19 protein-coding genes are annotated in these 21,371 nt (G+C 35.7%); 13 read left to right on the top strand and 6 right to left on the bottom strand.

Going from position 1 to position 21,371, the window contains the following annotated elements:
• Positions 1-11: 11 nt before the first annotated feature.
• Positions 12-632, bottom strand: coding sequence for a DUF47 domain-containing protein (locus tag EK386_RS08600; RefSeq protein ID WP_126658754.1), 621 nt, complete (start codon positions 630-632; stop codon positions 12-14).
• Between the two features lie 257 nt (positions 633-889).
• Complete coding sequence (locus tag EK386_RS08605) at positions 890-2,050, bottom strand: class I SAM-dependent methyltransferase (protein WP_126658755.1); 1,161 nt, start codon at positions 2,048-2,050, stop codon at positions 890-892.
• A gap of 275 nt (positions 2,051-2,325) precedes the next feature.
• On the opposite strand from EK386_RS08605, the gene putP reads away from it, so the two are divergent.
• From putP to zupT, 11 genes are all read left to right on the top strand, one after another.
• Entirely contained in the window at positions 2,326-3,813 is a 1,488-nt protein-coding gene (putP, locus tag EK386_RS08610; protein ID WP_126658756.1) for a sodium/proline symporter PutP, read from the top strand.
• A gap of 371 nt (positions 3,814-4,184) precedes the next feature.
• Positions 4,185-5,462: a GTPase HflX gene (gene hflX, locus EK386_RS08615; RefSeq protein ID WP_126658819.1), complete on the top strand. Its 1,278-nt coding sequence runs from the start codon at positions 4,185-4,187 to the stop codon at positions 5,460-5,462.
• A 321-nt stretch (positions 5,463-5,783) separates the two neighbouring features.
• Positions 5,784-7,271: a peptide MFS transporter gene (locus EK386_RS08620; RefSeq protein ID WP_126658757.1), complete on the top strand. Its 1,488-nt coding sequence runs from the start codon at positions 5,784-5,786 to the stop codon at positions 7,269-7,271.
• A 185-nt stretch (positions 7,272-7,456) separates the two neighbouring features.
• Positions 7,457-8,320, top strand: coding sequence for a DUF6612 family protein (locus tag EK386_RS08625; RefSeq protein ID WP_126658758.1), 864 nt, complete (start codon positions 7,457-7,459; stop codon positions 8,318-8,320).
• A 224-nt stretch (positions 8,321-8,544) separates the two neighbouring features.
• On the top strand, positions 8,545-9,498 hold the full coding sequence (locus EK386_RS08630; protein ID WP_126658759.1) for an ABC transporter permease: 954 nt from the start codon (positions 8,545-8,547) through the stop codon (positions 9,496-9,498).
• Positions 9,488-10,441: an iron chelate uptake ABC transporter family permease subunit gene (locus EK386_RS08635; RefSeq protein WP_126658760.1), complete on the top strand. Its 954-nt coding sequence runs from the start codon at positions 9,488-9,490 to the stop codon at positions 10,439-10,441. The genes EK386_RS08630 and EK386_RS08635 overlap by 11 nt, the downstream gene beginning before the upstream one ends.
• A complete protein-coding gene (locus tag EK386_RS08640) occupies positions 10,438-11,202 on the top strand; it encodes an iron ABC transporter ATP-binding protein (protein ID WP_126658761.1) in 765 nt (254 codons plus the stop codon). Before EK386_RS08635 ends, EK386_RS08640 begins: the two co-directional genes overlap by 4 nt.
• Before the next feature lie 184 nt (positions 11,203-11,386).
• Positions 11,387-12,379 carry a siderophore ABC transporter substrate-binding protein gene (locus tag EK386_RS08645; protein WP_126658762.1) on the top strand — a complete coding sequence of 331 codons (993 nt, stop codon included), beginning with the start codon at positions 11,387-11,389 and terminating at the stop codon, positions 12,377-12,379.
• A 60-nt stretch (positions 12,380-12,439) separates the two neighbouring features.
• A complete protein-coding gene (locus tag EK386_RS08650) occupies positions 12,440-12,772 on the top strand; it encodes an antibiotic biosynthesis monooxygenase family protein (RefSeq protein ID WP_126658763.1) in 333 nt (110 codons plus the stop codon).
• 79 nt (positions 12,773-12,851) lie between these two features.
• Positions 12,852-13,472: a phosphatase PAP2 family protein gene (locus EK386_RS08655; protein WP_126658764.1), complete on the top strand. Its 621-nt coding sequence runs from the start codon at positions 12,852-12,854 to the stop codon at positions 13,470-13,472.
• 126 nt (positions 13,473-13,598) lie between these two features.
• The gene (gene zupT, locus EK386_RS08660) at positions 13,599-14,417 is read left to right on the top strand and encodes a zinc transporter ZupT (protein ID WP_126658765.1); all 819 of its coding nucleotides are present in this window, start codon (positions 13,599-13,601) and stop codon (positions 14,415-14,417) included.
• Between the two features lie 95 nt (positions 14,418-14,512).
• Here zupT and EK386_RS08665 read toward each other — a convergent pair whose 3' ends face one another.
• The 3 genes from EK386_RS08665 to thrC form a co-directional block, all read right to left on the bottom strand.
• Positions 14,513-15,160, bottom strand: a complete 648-nt coding sequence (locus tag EK386_RS08665) for an NAD(P)-dependent oxidoreductase (RefSeq protein WP_126658766.1) — start codon at positions 15,158-15,160, stop codon at positions 14,513-14,515.
• A 195-nt stretch (positions 15,161-15,355) separates the two neighbouring features.
• Positions 15,356-16,273, bottom strand: a complete 918-nt coding sequence (gene thrB, locus EK386_RS08670) for a homoserine kinase (protein WP_126658767.1) — start codon at positions 16,271-16,273, stop codon at positions 15,356-15,358.
• The gene (gene thrC / locus EK386_RS08675) at positions 16,270-17,322 is read right to left on the bottom strand and encodes a threonine synthase (RefSeq protein WP_126658768.1); all 1,053 of its coding nucleotides are present in this window, start codon (positions 17,320-17,322) and stop codon (positions 16,270-16,272) included. The genes thrB and thrC overlap by 4 nt, the downstream gene beginning before the upstream one ends.
• Positions 17,323-17,771: 449 nt before the next feature.
• Between thrC and EK386_RS08680 the strand changes: the two genes are divergently transcribed.
• Together EK386_RS08680 and EK386_RS08685 are read left to right on the top strand one after the other, a co-directional pair.
• Positions 17,772-18,626 (top strand): MurR/RpiR family transcriptional regulator, encoded by an 855-nt coding sequence (locus tag EK386_RS08680; RefSeq protein WP_255507946.1) that lies wholly within the window; start codon positions 17,772-17,774, stop codon positions 18,624-18,626.
• Between the two features lie 238 nt (positions 18,627-18,864).
• On the top strand, positions 18,865-19,788 hold the full coding sequence (locus tag EK386_RS08685; protein ID WP_126658770.1) for a manganese-dependent inorganic pyrophosphatase: 924 nt from the start codon (positions 18,865-18,867) through the stop codon (positions 19,786-19,788).
• 180 nt (positions 19,789-19,968) lie between these two features.
• On the opposite strand, the gene EK386_RS08690 is transcribed toward EK386_RS08685, so the two are convergent.
• A complete protein-coding gene (locus EK386_RS08690; RefSeq protein WP_126658771.1) occupies positions 19,969-21,351 on the bottom strand; it encodes an FAD-dependent oxidoreductase in 1,383 nt (460 codons plus the stop codon).
• Between the last annotated feature and the right edge of the window lie 20 nt (positions 21,352-21,371).

Raw genomic sequence — 21,371 nt, forward strand, 5'->3', positions numbered from 1 at the left:
TCTCCTGACTCTTAAGCGTTTCGCATAATAATTGTTTCTAATGTGTTCGCTACGTCTTGACATGAGTCAGCGATTTCCTCAAGTTGATCATAAATGTCACGCATTTTAATTAAACGAATTGGATCTTTTTCTTTTAAGAACAACTGTTTAATAGAAGAACGAGAAATCTCATCACATTCGCGTTCATAATCTTTAATTAAAATAATGTGCTTACGCATTGAAAGTAAATCTTTTTTGTTTAATAAATCTGTTGCTGATACAATTTCATCCGCACTTTTAGAAATAAAATCTAAAAATTTTCTCATGGACTCATCAATGTCTATAAAAGAGAACATTTCGAAATGTGCGAAACAATGTTCAGCTCCATCTAAAACATCATCCATTTTATTAGCTAATGCTAAAATGTCTTCACGTTCAATTGGTGTCATAAATGATTTGTTTAACATAACAATCAATTCGTGAATTAATTTATCCCCGCCAGTTTCGTACTGCTTCATTTTAATACTTAGCTCTTTTAAGTCAGCAACAGTCTCGATACGGTAGTCTCTTGCAAAATGAACCGCTTCTCGCATATTTTCTGCAATTTTGTGTAGAGATTCGAAAAATGGATCTGTTTTTCTTGAGTTAAACATGGAATTGCCCCCTGATATACGTATAATTTTAATTTTTTTAAAATGTAAATTAAAACCTCAATCATCATAACAAAATATTTTAAAAAACGACATAAAATATGAATTGCTTATTACAAAATTTACATTCCTGTAATATTTAAATAGCCTTATTTTCTGCTTGAGCTAAAATGCGATAAAAAACGAAAAAGCAACTATACTAAAAGGGTGTAATCCCTAATTAATATACTTGCCCATTGCGTGAGATTTATGAAAGGAAATTATAAATAGTCTTTAAGTTCGTTTTGTAGAAATGGTTTAGCAGATAAAAATTGAATAAAGTTATCATATCTTATTCGTTGTTCAGCTGTTGGTTTCTTGCCAGTGTAATAAGCTCTAATTAGTATGTTTTTTGGTGTATGTTCAATATCAATAAACTCTAACAATTGTGTATCGTAGCCAACCAAAGTTAATAGTTCTGCTCGAATAGAATCTGTTGCAAGTGACGCAAACCGTTCTTTGATCAGTCCGTGTTGGCTCATTATTTCTAATGAAGGTGCGTTTAGCTGTCTATTCAACTCATGCTGACAACAAGGAACACTTAAGATGACTTTCGCTCCCCATTTGACGGCATGTGCTAAGGCCATATCTGTTGCTACATCACATGCATGTAAAGTGACAACCATGTCCACTGCCGATTCTTCATTATAGTCGTTAATATCACCTACTAAGAATTCTAAATTGTCATATCGTAAGTCTTTTGCAATTTCGTTACATTCTTCGATGACTTCTTTTTTTAAATCTAGCCCAGTCACTCGAATATCTAACCCTTTCTCGACCTTTAAATAATGGTAAAGTGCAAAGGTTAAATAGGATTTTCCAGACCCGAAATCTAATATGCGTATTTGACGATCTTTTGGTAAGTGTGAAAGCGAATCATTGATAAATTCTACAAAGCGATTGATTTGACGAAACTTATCGTACTTTTGTTTTTTAACCTTTCCTTCATCCGTTTGTACACCGAGGCGAATAAGAAAAGGATAGGGTATCGAATCATCAAGCAAATATTGTTTTTTTCGATTGTGGGATAAATTAACTTCCTTAGTGGATTCAGCTTTTGTTTCTTTCCAAAGCACTTTATTTTTTTTTGAAAGTTGAACTTGTATTGATTCATTCACAAATTGCGCATGAATTTGGCGAAACTGTTGTAATAATATATCAAAGGTGTGTGTAAATTCTTCTACAATAATATTTTCGTGCTTTAAGATCCGTTCATACTGATATTCAATTTGAATATGATAAGTCCCTTTTAATTCGATTGGTTTTAGTTTGATCCGCTTAATTTCATTGGACTTTTGTCTTGGTTGACTAATTGTTGCGTTTATTAGTTGTTTGTTCTCAATCCGGTTAAGAAACTCTTCCTTCATTTTTTCAAAATCCATTATAATCCGCCTTTTTATTCATTTTTGGCATAAGTTTAACATAGGAACAAATTAATGTGTTAATGACTAGTGTGTATTAATTGTATGACTATTAAGAATAATATAATAATAAAACTATTCCAAAAACTTAATTTCTAAAAAATACTAGATTACTTTGTGACAAATTTGTGATAAATTATACACAAGTGGTACTAGTATTTTAGTCAACTTAGGGGAATTCTAGATAAGTCACTATACCATTAAAATAAAACGCTTACATCAAGGGGGATGACAACATGTCAGATTACAGTTTTCAGTTATTAGCAATCGTCATTTATATGCTAGCTATGATTATTATTGGTTGGTATGCATATAAAAGAACGACAAACCTTAATGATTACATGTTAGGTGGACGAGATTTAGGACCAGCCGTTACAGCATTAAGTGCTGGGGCAGCCGATATGTCCGGATGGTTGTTAATGGGTCTACCGGGTGCAATTTATGCAGCAGGAATCGTAGAAGCATGGATTGCAATCGGGTTAACAGTAGGTGCTTGGTTAAACTGGTTATTAGTAGCTCCACGCTTACGTGTTTATACACAAGTGTCGAAAAATTCAATCACGATTCCAAGTTTTTTAGATAACCGTTTACGAGATAATACGAAATTAATACGAATCGTATCAGGAATCGTTATTTTAGTCTTCTTTACTTTCTATGTATCATCAGGTATGGTTTCAGGCGGTAAATTCTTTGAAAGTTCATTTGGATTTGATTATCATACAGGTTTATTACTTGTAGCAGTCGTTACAGTTGGGTATACATTATTTGGTGGTTTCCTTGCCGTTAGTTACACCGACTTCTTGCAAGGGTTAATTATGTTCTTAGCTTTAGTATTAGTTCCTGCAATTGGTATCTTCTTTACAGGTGGTATTGGCGAAACAATTGATTCAATTAAAGCAGTAAGTCCAGAACATTTTAGCTTATTCGCTTCAACAGCTACAGTTGCGGGTGTTGTATCATCTGTTGCGTGGGGTCTGGGGTATTTTGGACAACCTCATATTATCGTACGTTTTATGGCCATTAAATCGGTGAAAGAAACAAAACAAGCGCGCCGTATTGGGATTGGCTGGATGATTTTAAGTTTAGTTGGAGCAATGGGTACAGCTTTAGTTGGTTTAGCATACTTCCAACAAACAGGGCAAACAATTGAAGATCCTGAAACAATCTTTATTGTAATGGGGAAAATCTTATTCCACCCATTTATTGCAGGGATTATGTTAGCAGCAATTTTAGCAGCAGTAATGAGTACCATTTCATCTCAATTAATTGTTACTTCTTCAGCTTTAATAGAAGATATGTACAAAGCGTTATTTAAAAAAGATGCATCAGATAAACATTATGTAATGGCTGGACGTCTTGCGGTTCTAGTTGTGGCAGTGATTGCAGCAATTTTAGGATGGAACCCAAATAGTTCGATTTTAGATTTAGTTGGATTTGCATGGGCTGGATTTGGTGCAGCTTTTGGACCAACAATTTTACTTGCATTATACTGGAGAAAGTTAACAAATGTTGGTGCTCTTACAGGGATGATTGCAGGTGCTGTACTAGCATTTATTTGGGGACAAAGTGAAACATTGTCAGGTATGTTATATGAAATCGTTCCTGGTTTCTTAATTAACTTAATTGTTACAGTTATAGTAAGTTTAATCACATTCAAACCAAATAAAGAAATTGAACAAGAGTTTAATGAAACATTAGACCTGTTAAAATCAGAAAGAGAATAGAAAATTTTTAAGCCCTCAAGCATTTCTTGTTTGAGGGTTTTTACCTTTAAGAAAGTATAGATGTTCGGACTTTCGCATTTTTTAGTGTCTAGCTACAGCGGCTAGCTCCTCGAAAACTTCAACTTTCTCCTACGCATGCAAGCATGCTTGTCGGAAGTTTCCGAAGTACATGGATGTACGAGTGTCGACAATGTCACAAAGGCACTTTGCGACGAGTAATCGCAGGAGCACCGATGTGACGTTTTTGTCGACCGTTTTTTTCGGAGCTGGGTGAGCCGCTTTCGCATTTCTGATTATATGAACGGATATAATATATGGTACGATGATTGAAGCAAAACCCTAATGTTGAGGGAGGAATGATTTTGAGTAATATGAAAGAAGTAGAAATTATCATTGAAAAAGCAATATTAGTAGGCGTGAACTTAGGAAGTGATTCAAACTTTAACTATTCTATGGAAGAATTAGCAAGTTTAGCTGAAGCGCTTGATGTAGAAGTGGTTGGGCAAGTAACCCAAAATCTTGACCGGGTAAATCCTTCACATTATGTAGGGACAGGGAAAATTGAGGAAATAAAAAATTACATCGATGGCATTGATGCCAATTTGGTGATATTTAATGATGAGTTATCACCTTCTCAAATTCGAAATCTTGAACATGATTTAGAATGTAAAGTAATTGACCGTACAATGTTAATTTTAGATATTTTCGATCGCCGTGCACAAACAAAAGAGGCACAAATGCAAGTGGAATTGGCACAGCTTCAATATATGCTACCTCGACTAGTGGGCTTACATGCATCTTTATCGCGTCAAGGTGGTGGTACTGGTGGCGGATTTAGAAACCGTGGTGCCGGTGAAACGAAGCTGGAATTAGATCGCCGAAAAATTGAAGATCAAATCGCGAAATTAAGAAAAGATCTTGAAAATGTGAAAGAACAACGCGAAACACAACGAAAAAAACGACGCAAAAATGCAATTCCAGTTGTCTCTTTAGTAGGTTATACGAACGCAGGGAAATCAACCATATTAAATCGACTGCTTCGTAAAATTGGACAAGAGGATAATAAAAAGGTGCTCGAAAAGGACATGCTCTTTGCGACGTTAGATACATCCGTAAGAAGTATTGAATTGCCAGATAAAAAGACGTTTCTTTTAACAGATACAGTTGGATTTGTTAGTAAACTGCCTCACCATTTAGTAAAAGCTTTCCGTTCAACATTGGAAGAGGCAAAAAATGCGGACCTATTACTACATGTAGTGGATGTATCCAACGAACAATACCGTTTTATGATGGATGTAACTAATAAAACATTAACGGAAGTCGGTATTGAAGGTATTCCAACGATTTATATTTATAATAAATCCGACTTAGCAGAAGTAAAATATCCGTTAGTGAGTGGGGATAATATTTGGATATCCGCTCAAAATGGACAGGGATTAGACGAGCTCATTGAAATCATTCGACAACATATCTTTTCAAACTATGTGACGTGCGATATGTTAATCCCTTTTGATAAAGGCGATATTGTTGCATACTTAAATGCCAATGCATTAGTAAAAGAAACGGATTATGAAGAACACGGAACGAAACTGACAGTGGAACTTAAAGATGCCGATTTAAAAAAGTTCGAACAGTATGTAATAAAATAATGATTGTAGGTAACGATGAATATGTCGTTGCCTATTTTTTTTTGGTACCTGGCACTCAAACAATTACTAATATTCAGAATTGTTTGAGTGCCAGGCACCACCAATCGAACTAAATTATATTGATATAGGTTATTCCTCGCTCCCCCCATATAGAAATGTTAGAAAATAATGAACAAAGGGAAATTTTGAACTTCTCGATAATATATTGAAAAAGTGTTCGTAATGCTTTATTGTAATGAAGTGTAATCGTCAGACAACTGACATCTCGTAAATTGTCTGAAAACATGAAAAATAAATCAAAATGAAACGAGGGGGATTTACATGTACAATAAGGATAAAATTGTAAAATCTGTTCCTCAAAAAGGATTCTTTGGGCATCCCAAAGGATTATTTACACTGTTCTTTACAGAGTTTTGGGAACGTTTTTCATACTATGGAATGCGTGCCATTCTTCTTTTCTATATGTACTACGAATTACATGATGGAGGTCTTGGGCTAGATCAAGGAACCGCCAATTCAATCATGGCCATTTATGGATCATTAGTATATATGTCAGGTGTAATTGGTGGATGGTTTGCAGACCGTGTTTGGGGAACACGTAAGACCGTATTTTACGGCGGAGTTCTAATTATGATAGGTCATATTATTCTAGCTTTACCACTTGCCTTTACAGGATTATTAATTTCTATGCTATTTATCATTATCGGGACAGGCCTATTAAAATCAAACGTATCCACGATTGTTGGTGATATGTATGCAGAAAATGATAATCGTCGCGATTCAGGTTTTAGCATTTTCTATATGGGGATTAACATGGGTGCATTTTTAGCTCCATTCGTCGTAGGGACAATTGGAGAAGAAATTAGCTTCCATTTAGGCTTTGGTGTAGCTGCTATCGGGATGTTCATTGGTTTAATTGTGTATTACGTGACACAAAAGAAAAACCTTGGATTAGCAGGTATTGAAGTTCCGAATCCAATGAATGCACAAGAGAAAAAGAAAGCCATCCGAAATTTCTCATTAGGGATTATAGCAATTTTAGTTGTAGGAGGTATTTTATACACTACCGATAATTTAACGATGGCGATCTTTAGTTTAATTATCACAACGCTTGGTGTATTAATACCAACCATCTTCTTTATCGTCATGTATCGTAGTCCAAAGACTAATAAGGATGAAAAATCGAGATTGCTTGCGTATATTCCATTATTCATTGCTGCAGTTATGTTCTGGGCAATTCAAGAGCAGGGCGCAACGATCTTAGCAACATATGCGGATACGCGAACAGATTTAACGGTGGGATCGGTAGAACTTAAAGCATCTTGGTTCCAATCATTAAACCCATTATTTATTATCATGTTTGCGCCATTATTTGCTTGGATTTGGTTACGTCTTGGGAATAAACAACCGTCAACACCAAAGAAATTTGCGATTTCCTTATTTTTTGCTGGGGCATCGTTTTTAGTAATGATTATTCCCGCACAAATGTCAGGTGGAACAGAACTTGTTAGCCCATGGTGGTTGGTACTTTCATTCTTCCTTGTTGTAGTAGGGGAATTGCTACTATCTCCAGTTGGTTTATCGGCAACAACGAAACTAGCACCAGCTGCTTTTGCTGCACAAACAATGTCATTATGGTTCTTAACAAGTGCAGCTGCTCAGGCAATCAATGCACAACTTGTTCGAATTTATGAAGCAGTATCGGAAATTACGTATTTCGGTACACTTGGAGCAATTTCCATTGTACTAGGTATCATCTTATTAGTAATCACGCCGATTATTTCAAAAGCAATGCGCGGAGTAAATTAATAGTAGACCGAAGTGAAGTGACGCACTTCGGTTTTTTATTATCGTTTATATAAAACTAGTTATTCTGTCATGAAGGATAAGAGAAGGGGTAAGACTTAAGCATAAAATATTGAATGAAAGACACTTATTCAATTACTAATTCGTTAGATAATGGTACCCTTTAATCATGAAAGGATGGGATAATAGTGAAAAAATGGTCAACAGTTTTACTAGCAACACTACTAGCATTAGTACTTGCAGCTTGTGGAGATAAGGCAGAACCACAAACGGGCACGAAAGAAGAAAATAAAAGTGAAGTTACATTAGAAGAAGTTTATAAAAAAGCAATGGAACGCCAAAATGAATTAGAAAGTGTAAGCGCTGATTTGAAGTTAGATCAAACGTTAGCTTTTGGTTCAGGGGACGAAAGCTTTGATATGACATCTAAAAGTGAAATGAAAATGGATACAATTGTCGAGCCACTTTCGATGTATATGAATGGAACAATGACAATGGTGGACCCTGAAACAGGAGAAGACGCAAATGTAGATATGGAAATGTACATGTCTGAGCAAGGTCTTTTCATGCATGATTCGGAATCGAAACAATGGATGAAGCTTCCTTCTGAACAATTCGACATGATTATTGGGCAAGCAGCAAATCAAGTCAATGCATCAGAACAATTGGAGCAACTAAAATCATTTATTGACGATTTTAAATTTGAACAAACAGATAGCGAATATATTTTAACGTTAGATGCTGCTAGTGAGAAGTTTAAAGAATATATGTTAGAACAAATGCAAGTAAACCAAATGTTAGGTTTACCAGAAGAAGAACAACAGTTACTAGATAACATGAACTATGAAGCAATTAGCTATGTGATCCACATTAATAAGGAAACTTATGATATTGCCAAAATGGATATGGTCATGGATGTGACGATTGATATTGAAGGGGAAGTGATGTCAATGTCAATGAATACAGACATTACCTTCAATAACTTTAATGGGGTTAAAAATATCGTCGTTCCTCAAGAAGTAATCGATCAAGCGGTAGAAATTCAACAATAATCCTGTAAACTCTCAATGGTAAAATCATTTTTTTAGTGCCAGGCACCCGTACAATTCGGAATTTTACGAATTGTTTGAGTGCCAGGCACCGCTGTGATAAATGTTCTCACTTAGTTGTTGGACAGGGGCAAATCCTATGTTATAATGAAAATTGTAGCTAATGATAATCATTTTCACTCTAAATTGTTATTACTATATAAATATGAAATTTATCGGGGATAAAAATGAGACTTTGGATTTTAATTGTAGCAGCAGTTATTTTATCAAGCATATCACTGTTCCTTGGTGCAACAAATATTACACCAACGGATTTGCTAGATTTTAGTTCTGATGAAGCAGAGATTTTTTATATTAGTCGTATCCCACGTCTAGTTGCAATTATTCTAGCGGGTATGGGGATGAGTATTGCGGGTTTAATCATGCAAAGTTTAAGTAGAAATAAGTTTGTGTCCCCAACGACAGCAGGCACATTAGATGCTGCTAAACTCGGAATTTTAATTTCTATGCTCTTTTTTGCAGGTGCTAGTTATACGCAGCAAATTATTTTTAGTTTTGCCTTTGCGTTAATCGGTACATTAGTATTTATGCAAATTTTGAACCGCATCAAGTTTAAAGATGCGATCTTTATCCCATTAATCGGGATTATGTACGGTAATATTTTATCGTCAATTACAGTGTTTTTTGCTTACGAAAATGATTTATTACAAAATATCGATGCTTGGCTAATGGGGGATTTTTCCCTAATTATTAAAGGTCGTTATGAACTTTTATATGTCAGTATTCCAGTATTAATCATTGCGTACATATATGCGAACCGCTTTACTGTAGCAGGTATGGGGGAAGATTTCGCAAAAAACTTAGGGGTTCGATATAAGTTTGTTCTGAACTTAGGACTAGTATTAGTAGCATTAATCTCAACTACTGTTGTTCTTACGGTAGGGGTTATTCCGTTTTTAGGATTAATCGTTCCGAACCTAGTGTCCATTTTTAAGGGAGACAATTTAGCGAAGACGTTGCCACATACAGCAGTCTTAGGTGTTGTGTTCTTACTCGCTTGTGACATTATCGGGCGCGTTATCATTTATCCATATGAAATACCAATTAATTTAACAGTAGGAGTAATCGGAAGTGCAATCTTCTTAATCATGTTGTTTAGGGGGAGAGCATATGCGAAATAGTACAAAAATTATTATTCTAGCCGTACTTGCCCTAATTTTCGTGGGACTTTATGCGTTTTACGATATAAAAGGCGGCTTTAGTTATGCATTCCCTAGAAGGTTAATTAAAATATTGGCAATGTCCGTCACGGGTGTCGCAATTGCATACTCAACAGTGGTCTTCCAAACGATTACACATAATCGAATTTTAACACCGTCTGTTATGGGATTAGATTCTATGTATATGGTTGTACAAACATTTATTTATTTCTTCCTTGGATCGACGTCGATTTTAGTAATGAATAAATATTTGAACTTTAGTATTTCAATTATTGCGATGGTATTATTTGCTCTAATTTTATATCGTACCTTATTTAGAGCCGATAAATATCCAATCTATTTCTTATTACTTGTTGGGATGATTCTCGGTACGCTTTTAGGAAGTGCTACAACGTTCTTACAAGTATTAATTGATCCAAATGAATATTTAAACTTACAAAGTAAAATGTTTGCAAGTTTCTCGAAAGTAAATGCAGATTTATTATGGATTGGATTAGCTATTCTAATTGTCGCATTTATTTATGGATTTAGAATTATGAGCCAGTTAGATGTTATGTCGTTAGGGCGAGAAAATGCCATTAATCTAGGTGTCAATTATGATAAACTCGTGATGAATGTCCTTGTTTTATCCTCTGTCCTAATTGCAACTTCTACAGCCTTAGTTGGGCCAATCACATTTTTCGGTTTGATTGTGGCCAATCTGTCGTATCAATTTTTAACAACTTATAAGCATTCAGTTCTAATACTAGGCGCTAGTTTAATAAGTATAATTGCGTTAGTTGGTGGGCAGTTCATTATTGAGCATGTTTTTGAATTATCCACAACTTTAAGTGTCATTATTAATTTTGTCGGTGGAATTTACTTTATTTATTTACTATTAAGAGAGAGTAGGTCTGCAGGATGATTCAAGTAAAAGAGTTAAGTAAATTTTTCGGTAAAAAAGCTGTAGTCGATAACGTGTCGGTTACTATTGAAACCGGGAAAATCACGTCTTTTATCGGACCGAATGGAGCAGGGAAGTCAACACTACTTTCAATGGTTAGTCGTTTATTAAATGCTGATACTGGTGAAGTATTATTAGATACGAACGATATTCGACGTATTAAATCGGATGATTTTGCTAAACGAGTGTCGATATTAAAACAATCGAACTTTATGAATGTTCGTTTAACCATTCGTGAACTTGTTTCCTTTGGCCGTTATCCTTACTCGAAAGGACGTTTAAGTGAAGAAGATATAAAATTTGTTGATCAAGCACTTGATTATATGAATTTAACTGATATGCAAGATCAATTTTTAGATGAATTATCTGGTGGGCAACGTCAGCGTGCATTTATTGCGATGGTTATTGCTCAAGATACGGATTATGTATTATTAGATGAGCCATTAAATAACTTAGATATGAAGCATTCTGTTCAAATCATGAAAATATTACGTAAGCTTGTTGATGAACTAGGCAAAACGGTGATTATCGTTCTGCATGACATTAACTTTGCTTCGGTTTATTCAGATCGTATTGTGGCGTTAAAGGACGGCCGTGTCATTAAAGAAGGTCCTACTAATGACATTATTAATTCAGACGCATTAAAGCAAATTTACGACATGGATATCCCAGTACAGGAGCAAAATGGCTGTCGTATTTGCGTATATTTTAATTCTCATTAATAAGCTTCAGCGTATTTGATTAAGTGATTTAGGAAAGCATATGTTTTGAGAACATGCTATTCTAAATCACTTTTTAATTTGCAAATATTTTTGTGAAAACCGTTGACAGAAATTTTTAATGAGATATAATTCTATTTAGTTGATAATGATTATCAATATCGAAAGAACAGGAGAGAAGAAAATAATGAAGAATTATAAATGGTTAACTTTAATTTTAGCAATGCTAGTATTAGTACTTGCAGCATGTAGTTCTAAAGAAGAATCGACAGAAGGTACAGAATCAAATGCAACACCAGCTGAAGAAGCAACAGAAACAGAAAGTGCTACTACATATCCGTTAACAGTTAAATCAACAGTAGAAGGTTATGCAGATGTAACATTTGAAAAAGTACCAGAAAAAATTGTAGTTATGGACTACGGTTTCCTAGATACATTAGATACGTTAGGCGTTGAAGTAACAGGTGTAGCAAAAGGGAATTTCCCAGAACATTTAGCAAAATATGCTGATGATAAATATTTAAACGCAGGTACATTAAAAGAGCCATTATTTGAAGATATCGCTGCAATGGAGCCAGATGCAATTTTCATCTCTGGTCGTCAAGCAGATTTCTACGATCAATTAAGTGAAATTGCTCCAACAGTATTCGTTGGTGTTGATACAGCAAACTATTGGAATTCATTTATCGACTCAGTAAACATTGCTGCTGAACTTTTTGGCAAACAAGATTTAGCTGAAGAAAAATTAGCAGAAGTAGAAGCGGCAATTGAAGAAGTTAAAACAGTCGCTGGAGAAAATGGTAAAGCGTTAGTTACACTTTATAATGAAACATTATCTGCATATGGTCCTGGTGAAGGTTCACGTTTCGGATATGTTCACAGTGTGTTTGGTTTTAAAGCAGCAGATGAAACGTTAGAAGATTCAACGCATGGTGCACAAGTAACGTATGAACAAGTTTTAAAAATTAATCCAGATATATTATTCGTGGTAGACCGCTTATCTGCTACGGGTGAAAAATCAAACGTTAAAGAAGCAATTGAAAATGATATTATCAACAAAACAACTGCAGCTCAAAATGGTAAAATCGTATACTTAGATGGCGCACTTTGGTATTTAGTAACAGGTGGTTTACAATCTGAGTTAGCAAAAGTTGAAGAAATTAAAGAAAAATTAAAATAAGAATGTACTTAAGGCTGTCCATCAATTGGGCGGCCTTTCCTACAATAAGGGGATATATACATGTTTGTTCAAATGCGAAAATGGACAGTAACAGAAGGTAATTCAGATAAAGTTATTGAACGTTTCAAAAAGAAACCAGATCAAGGTCCTTCCTTAATCGAACAACGAGAAGGATTCATTGGTCGTGAGCTTCTTGTGAAAAATGTACGTCGTGGGGAAGAAGAAGTGTTAATGCTTGTTCGCTGGGAGTCAGAAGAGGCTTGGAAGGCTTGGGAAAAGAGTCCAGAGCATATTGCAGGGCACAAAGCTAAAATTAAAGAACATGGCGGAAAACCACCAAGACCAGAATATATTCTGGATATGGATCATGCAAGCTATACAGTAGTCGAATAACGAACATGACGTCCTTCTAAAAGGGCGTTTTTTCGTATTTGCCTGTGTGTTATGATGATTTTAAAGAAAGGAGGTACTTATGAAAAAACTAACATCTATTTTAGCCATTATTACGCTCTTTACTTTTTTTATTGTGTTAATGAATTATGAGAAATCATTCTTTGTGAACTTCGATGAACAAATGAAGGAACTATTTTTTGGAAATAGCATTATTGTTGCCTTTCATTACATAGGAAATACACCGGTCATTATTGCAGTTGCACTTATATTATTACTAGTATTATGGTTAAAACAAAGAAATTATCGAGGGATGCTATTTGTTTTATTAACTATTGCTGGAGGCAGGGTCCTTAATCAAATTATTAAAAATGCAGTAGACCGCCCAAGACCTGAAATGCTCGATCAACTTACATCCTTTAGTTTTCCTTCTGGTCATGCAATGCTTTCTTTGCTTTACCTGTTTACGATCGCCTACCTTTTATCGGAAACGCTAGCAAGTAATAAGAAAATCGTACTTGTCTGGTTTACTGCAATTATTCTCGCCTTCTTCATCGGATTATCGAGAATTGCAGAAAACAGACATTTTGCTACGGATGTACTTGCGGGATGGGCGATTGCCTATACATGGTTTGCCATTTGTGTATTTTGGTATGAACAAAGGAAGAGGAAATTTAATAAGATAAAAAGTAGCACCTTATAGGGTGTTATTTTTTTTATTAAAGTTTGCCTAAAAGAATAATATGTTACTTTTATAAAAAAAGTTGCACAAAGGAAACTTTAAAGTATATAATACTAGTATTAAAATAAAAGGAGACCGTAAACTCATATGGAAGGAAACGTCATTTTTGCTTTAAGTTTGACACTGTTTGCTGGCTTGGCTACTGGAGTAGGGGCATTAATTGCCTTTTTTACAACAAGAACAAATAAGAAGTTTCTGTCGGTTGCATTGGGCTTTTCTGCAGGGGTGATGATCTATGTTTCCTTAGTTGAAATCTTTGTGAAGGCAAAGGACTCGTTAGTTACTGCTTTGGGCGAAACACAAGGATATTGGATGACCGTTATAGGATTTTTTGGAGGTATGGTTTTTATTGCGTTAATTGACAAGTTTATTCCGAAGAAAAATAATCCTCATGAAGTGAAGACTGTAGAAGATGTGAATGCTGTGGCATTAAATAAAGGTGCAGTTGATGAAGAAAAGTTAATGAAGATGGGGGTATTTACTGCATTAGCAATAGGGATTCATAACTTTCCAGAAGGCATTGCAACATTTATGTCGGCTATGCAAGATCCAAATGTAGGGATTGCCATTGCGATAGCAGTAGCCATTCACAATATTCCAGAAGGGATCGCAGTAGCAGTTCCAATTTACTTTGCGACAGGTATTCGTAAAAAGGCTTTTAAGTTGTCCTTCTTTTCCGGGTTAGCAGAGCCAGTAGGGGCACTTGTGGCTTTCCTCATCTTAATGCCGTTTATTACAGATACAATGTTCGGCATTATCTTTGCGGGCGTTGCAGGGATTATGGTGTTTATCTCACTAGATGAGCTATTACCAGCTGCTCAAAAATATGATGAGACACATTTATCGATCTATGGTTTAGTAGCAGGGATGGCTGTTATGGCGGTTAGTTTATTATTATTAGCGTAAATAAAAATAGGGAGACGAATAAGTTGTGTACTTATCCGTCTCCCTATTTTCGTATAATCTGATTTTACTAGCTACTCGAGCCGCCTTCACTTTTCTCATGAGGCCGCCGTTGCATTTTCTGAAGCGACAGTAAATCGTTTATTTTCATGCAATGGGTTTTCAATTTCGTCTAGAACAGCAACGGCATAATCAGCATAACTAACATAGCTAAGTTGTTGTGAATTTAAGAGAAGGCGATCGTGACCTACAATGTAATGGCCAGTACGAGGACCATCTGAATCGAAAAGGGCAGATGAACTTAAAAAAGTCCATTTAATCGAGGAGTTTTGTAAATCGATTAAATTTTGTAATTGTTGAGCTGCGGTAATCTTTAATTCCTCAGGGAAATTGGGATTATCAATGAGACGGGTTTTACGTTCTTTATCAATGTATAAACTACCAGCACCACCACAGACAAATAATTTTGTATCTGTATTTTCTAGAAGGAATATTAAATGTCTACCTAATTCTACATGTAAATGTTCTTCTCCTGGATAAGTACCGAATGCATTAATCAAAACATCTAAATGACAAACATCGTCTCTTGTTAAATAAAAAGCATCCTTTTCAACCACTGTAATATTTTGAGCGAGTAAATTTTTTCGGTTACGTACGAACGCAGTAATTTCATGATTCCGCATTTTAGCCTCTGCTAAAATATTGCTTCCTGCTTTTCCTGAAGCGCCAATAATGCCAATTTTCATATTGAATTACCCCTTTCGAACGTATTTTTTGAAAAAAAGAAGAATCATCACGACTAAAGAAGGAGATAAGTTGGGCAAAAGTACTGCCATCATGAAAATCTTTGTAGAGGGTGGGGGAAAAAGAAAATAAAAAGATGCCCAATAATTCATTATATGATTTATTGGACATCTATATTAATTTTTTATAGCAGTATTTTAAGCTAATACATCGTTACCGATTTCGATTACTGAAATCCCTTGATGATCTGCTCGAGTTAACAAAATTTCATGTTCTGAAAATAGCTTTTTCATCTTATTAACAAACTGCTCAGCAATAGGAGTGGGGATTATAGAAATAACTGTTGGACCAGCACCACTTAAAGCTGTTCCATAAGCACCTGCTTCTCTTGCAGCATGATGGATTTCATCAAAGTTCGGTATTAATTTTGCACGGAATGGTTCATGGAATAAATCAGATTCCATATAACGACCAATCCGTTCATAGTCTTTGTTAATTAAAGAGGCAGCAAGCATATTCGCATTGGCACTTGCACGAACTGCATAACCGCGATCAAACTGTGCCGGTAATACTTTACGAGCTTCGGATGTTTTTAATTCTACGTTTGGAATAAATACAACAAAAGAAGCGTCTAACTCTTTAATATGAATCGTATCAACATTTCCCTCATCATCTAACACTGAAATTGTAAGTCCACCTAATACAGATGCAGTCGCATTATCAGGATGTCCTTCAATTTGAGAGGAAATATTTAACTTATCTTGTGTTGTTAAGTTTAAATCACAAACGAGATTTGCTAACTCGATTGCCGCTACAATAGCCGCTGCACTACTACCTAAGCCGCGTGCGAAAGGCAATTCGCTTTTCATTTCGATTCGACATGGTGGTAGTTGTTTATTGAAACGAGCAGCAGTCTCTTTGGCAATCGTATAAATTAAATGTTCTTCTATAGTAAAGTCTTGTGGAAGATGTTCGGATAGATGAATAATTTCCCACGTTTCTGAGAGCGACACTGTTAATTCTAAATATAAGGACAAACTAAGCCCAATGGAATCAAACCCAGGTCCTAAGTTAGCTGTGCTCCCAGGAACAGTGATTTGCCATTTTTTTCTCATAGAATTCCCTCAATATAGTTACGAATTTCTTCTTCATCGTTTTTAAGTGATACTAAATCCACTTTCGATACGTTCATAGCAGTATCTGGATCTTTTAAACCGTTACCTGTAAAGACTGTTACGACACGGCTACCTTTTTCGATTTTTCCACTGTTTACAGATTTGATGACACCTGCAAGGGATGCGGCAGAACCCGGCTCAACAAAGATCCCTTCAGTACCAGCAATTAGTTTGTAAGCTGCTAAAATTTCTTCATCTGTAACAGAATCAATGATACCACCAGACTCATCACGAGCGGCTTCGGCTAATTTCCAACTTGCTGGGTTACCGATACGAATGGCAGTAGCCACTGTTTCTGGATTTGCAATTGGTTCACCTTTCACGATGGCAGCAGCACCTTCTGCTTCAAAACCATACATTTTAGGAAGTCCAGTATTTTTAGCTGCATTATATTCTTTGAAACCTTTCCAGTAAGCAGTAATGTTCCCAGCGTTACCTACAGGAATGCAAAGGTAGTCTGGTGCTTGTCCTAAGCCATCCACGATTTCAAAGGCTGCAGTTTTTTGCCCTTCAATACGATATGGATTCACAGAGTTTACTAATTTAACAGGTGTTGTCTCACTTACTTGACGAACGATCGATAAAGCATCGTCAAAGTTTCCATCAATTTCGATAATTTTAGCGCCGTACATACAAGCTTGTGCTAATTTACCAAGAGCAACTTTTCCTTTAGGAATAACAACAATCGATTGGATACCCGCACGTGTTGCATAAGCAGAGGCAGCTGCTGAAGTGTTTCCTGTTGATGCACAGATAACACATTTTGCACCATCTTCAAGTGCTTTCGCTACTGCAAATACCATACCGCGGTCTTTAAATGATCCTGTTGGGTTTGCGCCTTCAATTTTTCCATATAATTCAATGCCTAATTCTTTAGACAAGTTTACTAAGTGTATAAGAGGAGTATTCCCTTCATTTAAAGTAAGTGAAGGTGTATTCTCAGTAACTGGTAAAAATTCTTTATATTCTTCAATAAGACCTTTCCACATAACGTTTTAGCTCCTTTTGTTCTCACTGGATGAACAGTTGTTTGTATATAGTAGACATTTTAACGCAAATTAGAGGTATATTTCAATAGGAATTGAGAAATTAACAAAGAAAAGCGGAAGCGGCTCGCCCAGCTCTTAAGAAACTGGAGACTTTCGACAAGCATGCTTGCATGCGTAGGAGGAAGTTGAAGTTTCGCAAAGAGCTAGCCGCTACAGCTAGACAACAAAGAAAAGCGGAAGCGACCCGGACCTCGTTTTTTGTCGAATTGTATCATAAAAAACTTTCAGAAAATTTGACAAAATGTTGTCTAATTCAATTTTTTTAGTTTAGTACAGCGGAGTTTTTTCTGAAAACTCATTGTATTCACTTAATAATAGTGATAACCTAACTTTTATTAAAAATAATTTGTATACAAAATACGACAAAAAGGAAGGATATGGAAACTTATATGAGTATTTGTGATGAAATAAAAAAGAGGTTTATTCGTTTGTCGAGAGGGCAGCGTAAAGTAGCACAGTTTGTAATTGATAATCAAAACATAATTGCTACACATACAGCTTCTGATGTTGGTAAGCTTATAGGAGTAAGTGAATCAACAGTAATTCGTTTTTGTTATGCAATGGAACTTTCAGGGTTTTCAGAGTTACAAGAAAGAATTAAACGAGACTTAATGGGGGATGAAGAAAGAAGTCAGTCTGATCACCCTCTAATCACGAAAAAGCAAGAGCATTTATTAAGTGATGTAATGAATCGTGATATTACAAGTATTTTAAATACTATTCAATTAGTGAATGAAAAAGATTTTGAAAAATCAGTAAAATGGGTGCATGAAGCAGGATTTTTATACGTATTAGGGTTTAGACAATCTTCGGCGACTGCCAATTTCCTAACGTGTACACTAGGAAATTACCGTAAGCACGTAAAACAAATTCAGCATGATGTTGAAAATATTGTTCAGCAAATCGGAAGTATGGACGAGCAGTCGTTGTTATTCGTAGTTGCTTTGGATGCAGTCCTTGAAGACGTGTTAACGATTGCGAAATTAGCAAAAAATAAAAATGTAAAAATTGTTGCGATTACAAATTCAAGTTTATCACCTATTCGTGACTATGCTGATATTATATTTACAGTAGGGGCACAAAAGCAATCATCAGCCGAAACAATTATTGCAGCACATTCATTTACACACGCATTAGTTGAAGGAATGGTATCGCAAAATAGAAAGCAATACACAGCATACAAAAAAGCAAATGCACAGATTGAAAGCAATTTCCTATTTTTAGAAAAATCGAAAATTATTTAAGTGATAGAACGTATTCGTAAATTGCGGGGGCATTTACGAATGCGTTTTTTTATAGAAAAGTGGAGGGCGTTCGCTCAGCTCTGAAAGAAACTATAGACTCGAATAACAACATCAATTTTTGTCTATTCTGTCATATATGATTCATGAGCTATGGAAATAAAGTTCTATTTTTCTAATTACACTCTGTTATGATAAAATGTAGTGGAATTATCAACATTATTTTAGGGGGACTCATTTGATGAGCAAAGTATTAGTTTTCGGACACAAAAATCCAGATACAGACACAATTACATCAGCAATCGTGTATGCATACTTAAAGCAACAACTTGGTGTCGATGCAGAAGCAGTGCGTTTAGGTGAAGTCAATAACGAAACAGCTTATGCATTAGAAAAATTCAGTTTCGAAGCACCACGTTTAATCGGAAATGTTGCTGAAGAAGCGAAAGAAGTAATCTTAGTTGACCATAATGAACGTCAACAATCAGCAGATGGTATTGAAGCTGTAAAAGTTACAGAAGTAATTGACCACCACCGTATTGCGAATTTCGAAACTTCTGATCCTCTTTATTACCGTGCAGAACCTGTTGGATGTACGGCAACAATTTTAAATAAAATGTTTAAAGAAAATAATGTAGAGGTACCATCAAATATTGCAGGCTTAATGCTTTCTGCAATTGTTTCAGATACGTTATTATTCAAATCCCCAACTTGCACAGAACAAGACGTACAAGCTGGGAAAGAATTAGCTGAAATCGCAGGAGTAAATGCTGACGAGTACGGTTTAGCTATGTTAAAAGCTGGTGCAGACCTTTCAGATAAATCATTAGAAGATTTATTATCATTAGATGCAAAAGAGTTTACTTTTGGTGATGTAAAAGCAGTTGTTGCTCAAGTAAATGCAGTAGATGTAAATGATGTATTAAACCGTCAAGATGAGTTAGTTAGCCTATTAAACCAAAATATTGAAGCGAACAATTTAAACTTATTCTTCTTCGTCGTAACAGATATTTTAAACAATGATTCAACAGCTGTCGTAGTAGGTAGCGCAAGTGAAGCGGCTGCGAAAGCTTTTGGAAAAGAACTAGTTAATAACCTAGTGGATTTACCAGGTGTTGTATCACGTAAAAAACAAATCGTACCTGTATTAACAGAGGGTCTATAAAATAAATAATCCCCGAACTTTTAGTAGGTCGGGGATTTTACTTTTTGCTAAATTCGCTACTTATCCGCCAAAAACGGGTTGATATCCGCCAAATTTAGCAATAAATCCGCCAAAATTGGCTAAATACCCGCCAAATTCAGTAATTTATCCGCCAAACTGGAAAACTCCCCCCGATTCACGCTACTTTTTCTTTAACTTCAATGGATACACTGCCGGGCCCTCAATGATATTTCCATTTTTATCGAACCGTGAACCGTGACATGGACAATCCCATGTTTCATCGCCTTCATTCCATCTTGTTTTACATCCTAAATGAGTGCATTTTGGCGTTTCAGATCGAGTTAAATACCCGCCAGCTAGGTTTGTTGTGACAAAGCCTAGTATTTTTAATGCTCTTAAGAAGTTCCGACCAAATTGCCCCCTTGATGGTGAATAAATGTCAGCGGCGCGATGTTTTTCTTTTGTAATCGAACTTGAAATAATTTCTCCAGCAACGAGTGAGTTGGATAAGCCCCATTTACGATATCCCGTAGCCACGTAAATATTTTGCTCGCCTTCTGTTAGGTGTCCAATGTAAGGCATTGAATCCGGTGTATCAGGATCTTGGGCACTCCAAGAATACGTTGGCTCTGGTAAGTCAAAAATCGAAGTCATTTCTATTTCAAGTGTTTTGTAATAATCCTGTGTATTTCTCTTCGTTCCAGCAGTATGGCTACTACCTCCAAAAATAAAATAAGGCGTATTGGACACTAATGCCGTACGAATCGTTCGTGTAGGATTTTCAACTGATAAGTATTGACCTTTCCATAATTCAGATGTTTTTGATGCTAATAAATAGGAACGTTCAACAGAAAGTTTTGTCGTATATAGTCCTTTGATCGATTCGATCGGATAATGGGAGCATAACACTAAATTTTTATAAGAAATGCGATGATCTTCTTCCGTTAACACATAGGATTCATCTAAAACAACCTTTGTCACTCTACTATTGACATACATTTGCGCCCCTTCTTTTAAGGCGAGCTTTGTAAAGTGAAGTGCAAAGTTAGTTGGATGAATTTGAGCAGTGTCTTCCATTTTAAGCGCCGACGTAATTAGAATGGGAAGTTCAGTATCGGTCGTTTCAATACCAGGCAGATTCAATTTCTTATATGCATCTAATTCATCCTGTAATGTTTGCTTCCCTTCATTTGTCGTTGCGTATAGATAAGAATCAACTTTTTGAAAAAGATCTACAGAAGCTTGGGATAGAGCATTTTCAATTGCTTTTTGATTGGCATGAAAATAAGTTTTTACATCTTCTTCTGAAAAAGCCTTCAGTAACTTCGAAAAAACAACGCCATGCTGTGGAGTAAGTTTTCCTGTTGAATGTCCTGTGGAACCGATTGCAATAGAAGGCTTTGCTTCAAGCAATACAACTTTAATTCCTTTTTTGGCGAGTAAATAGGCAGTATAAATTCCAGTCATACCACCACCTACAATACAAACATCACATTCTAATGAACTCGATATTTTTGATAGGGAAATAGAATTTACATTGGATAGCCATAATGAATTTTGCATAAGGGGGCCCCCAGTTATAG

It is taken from the genome of Lysinibacillus antri (assembly GCF_003977595.1).
GTDB lineage: Bacteria > Bacillota > Bacilli > Bacillales_A > Planococcaceae > Ureibacillus > Ureibacillus antri.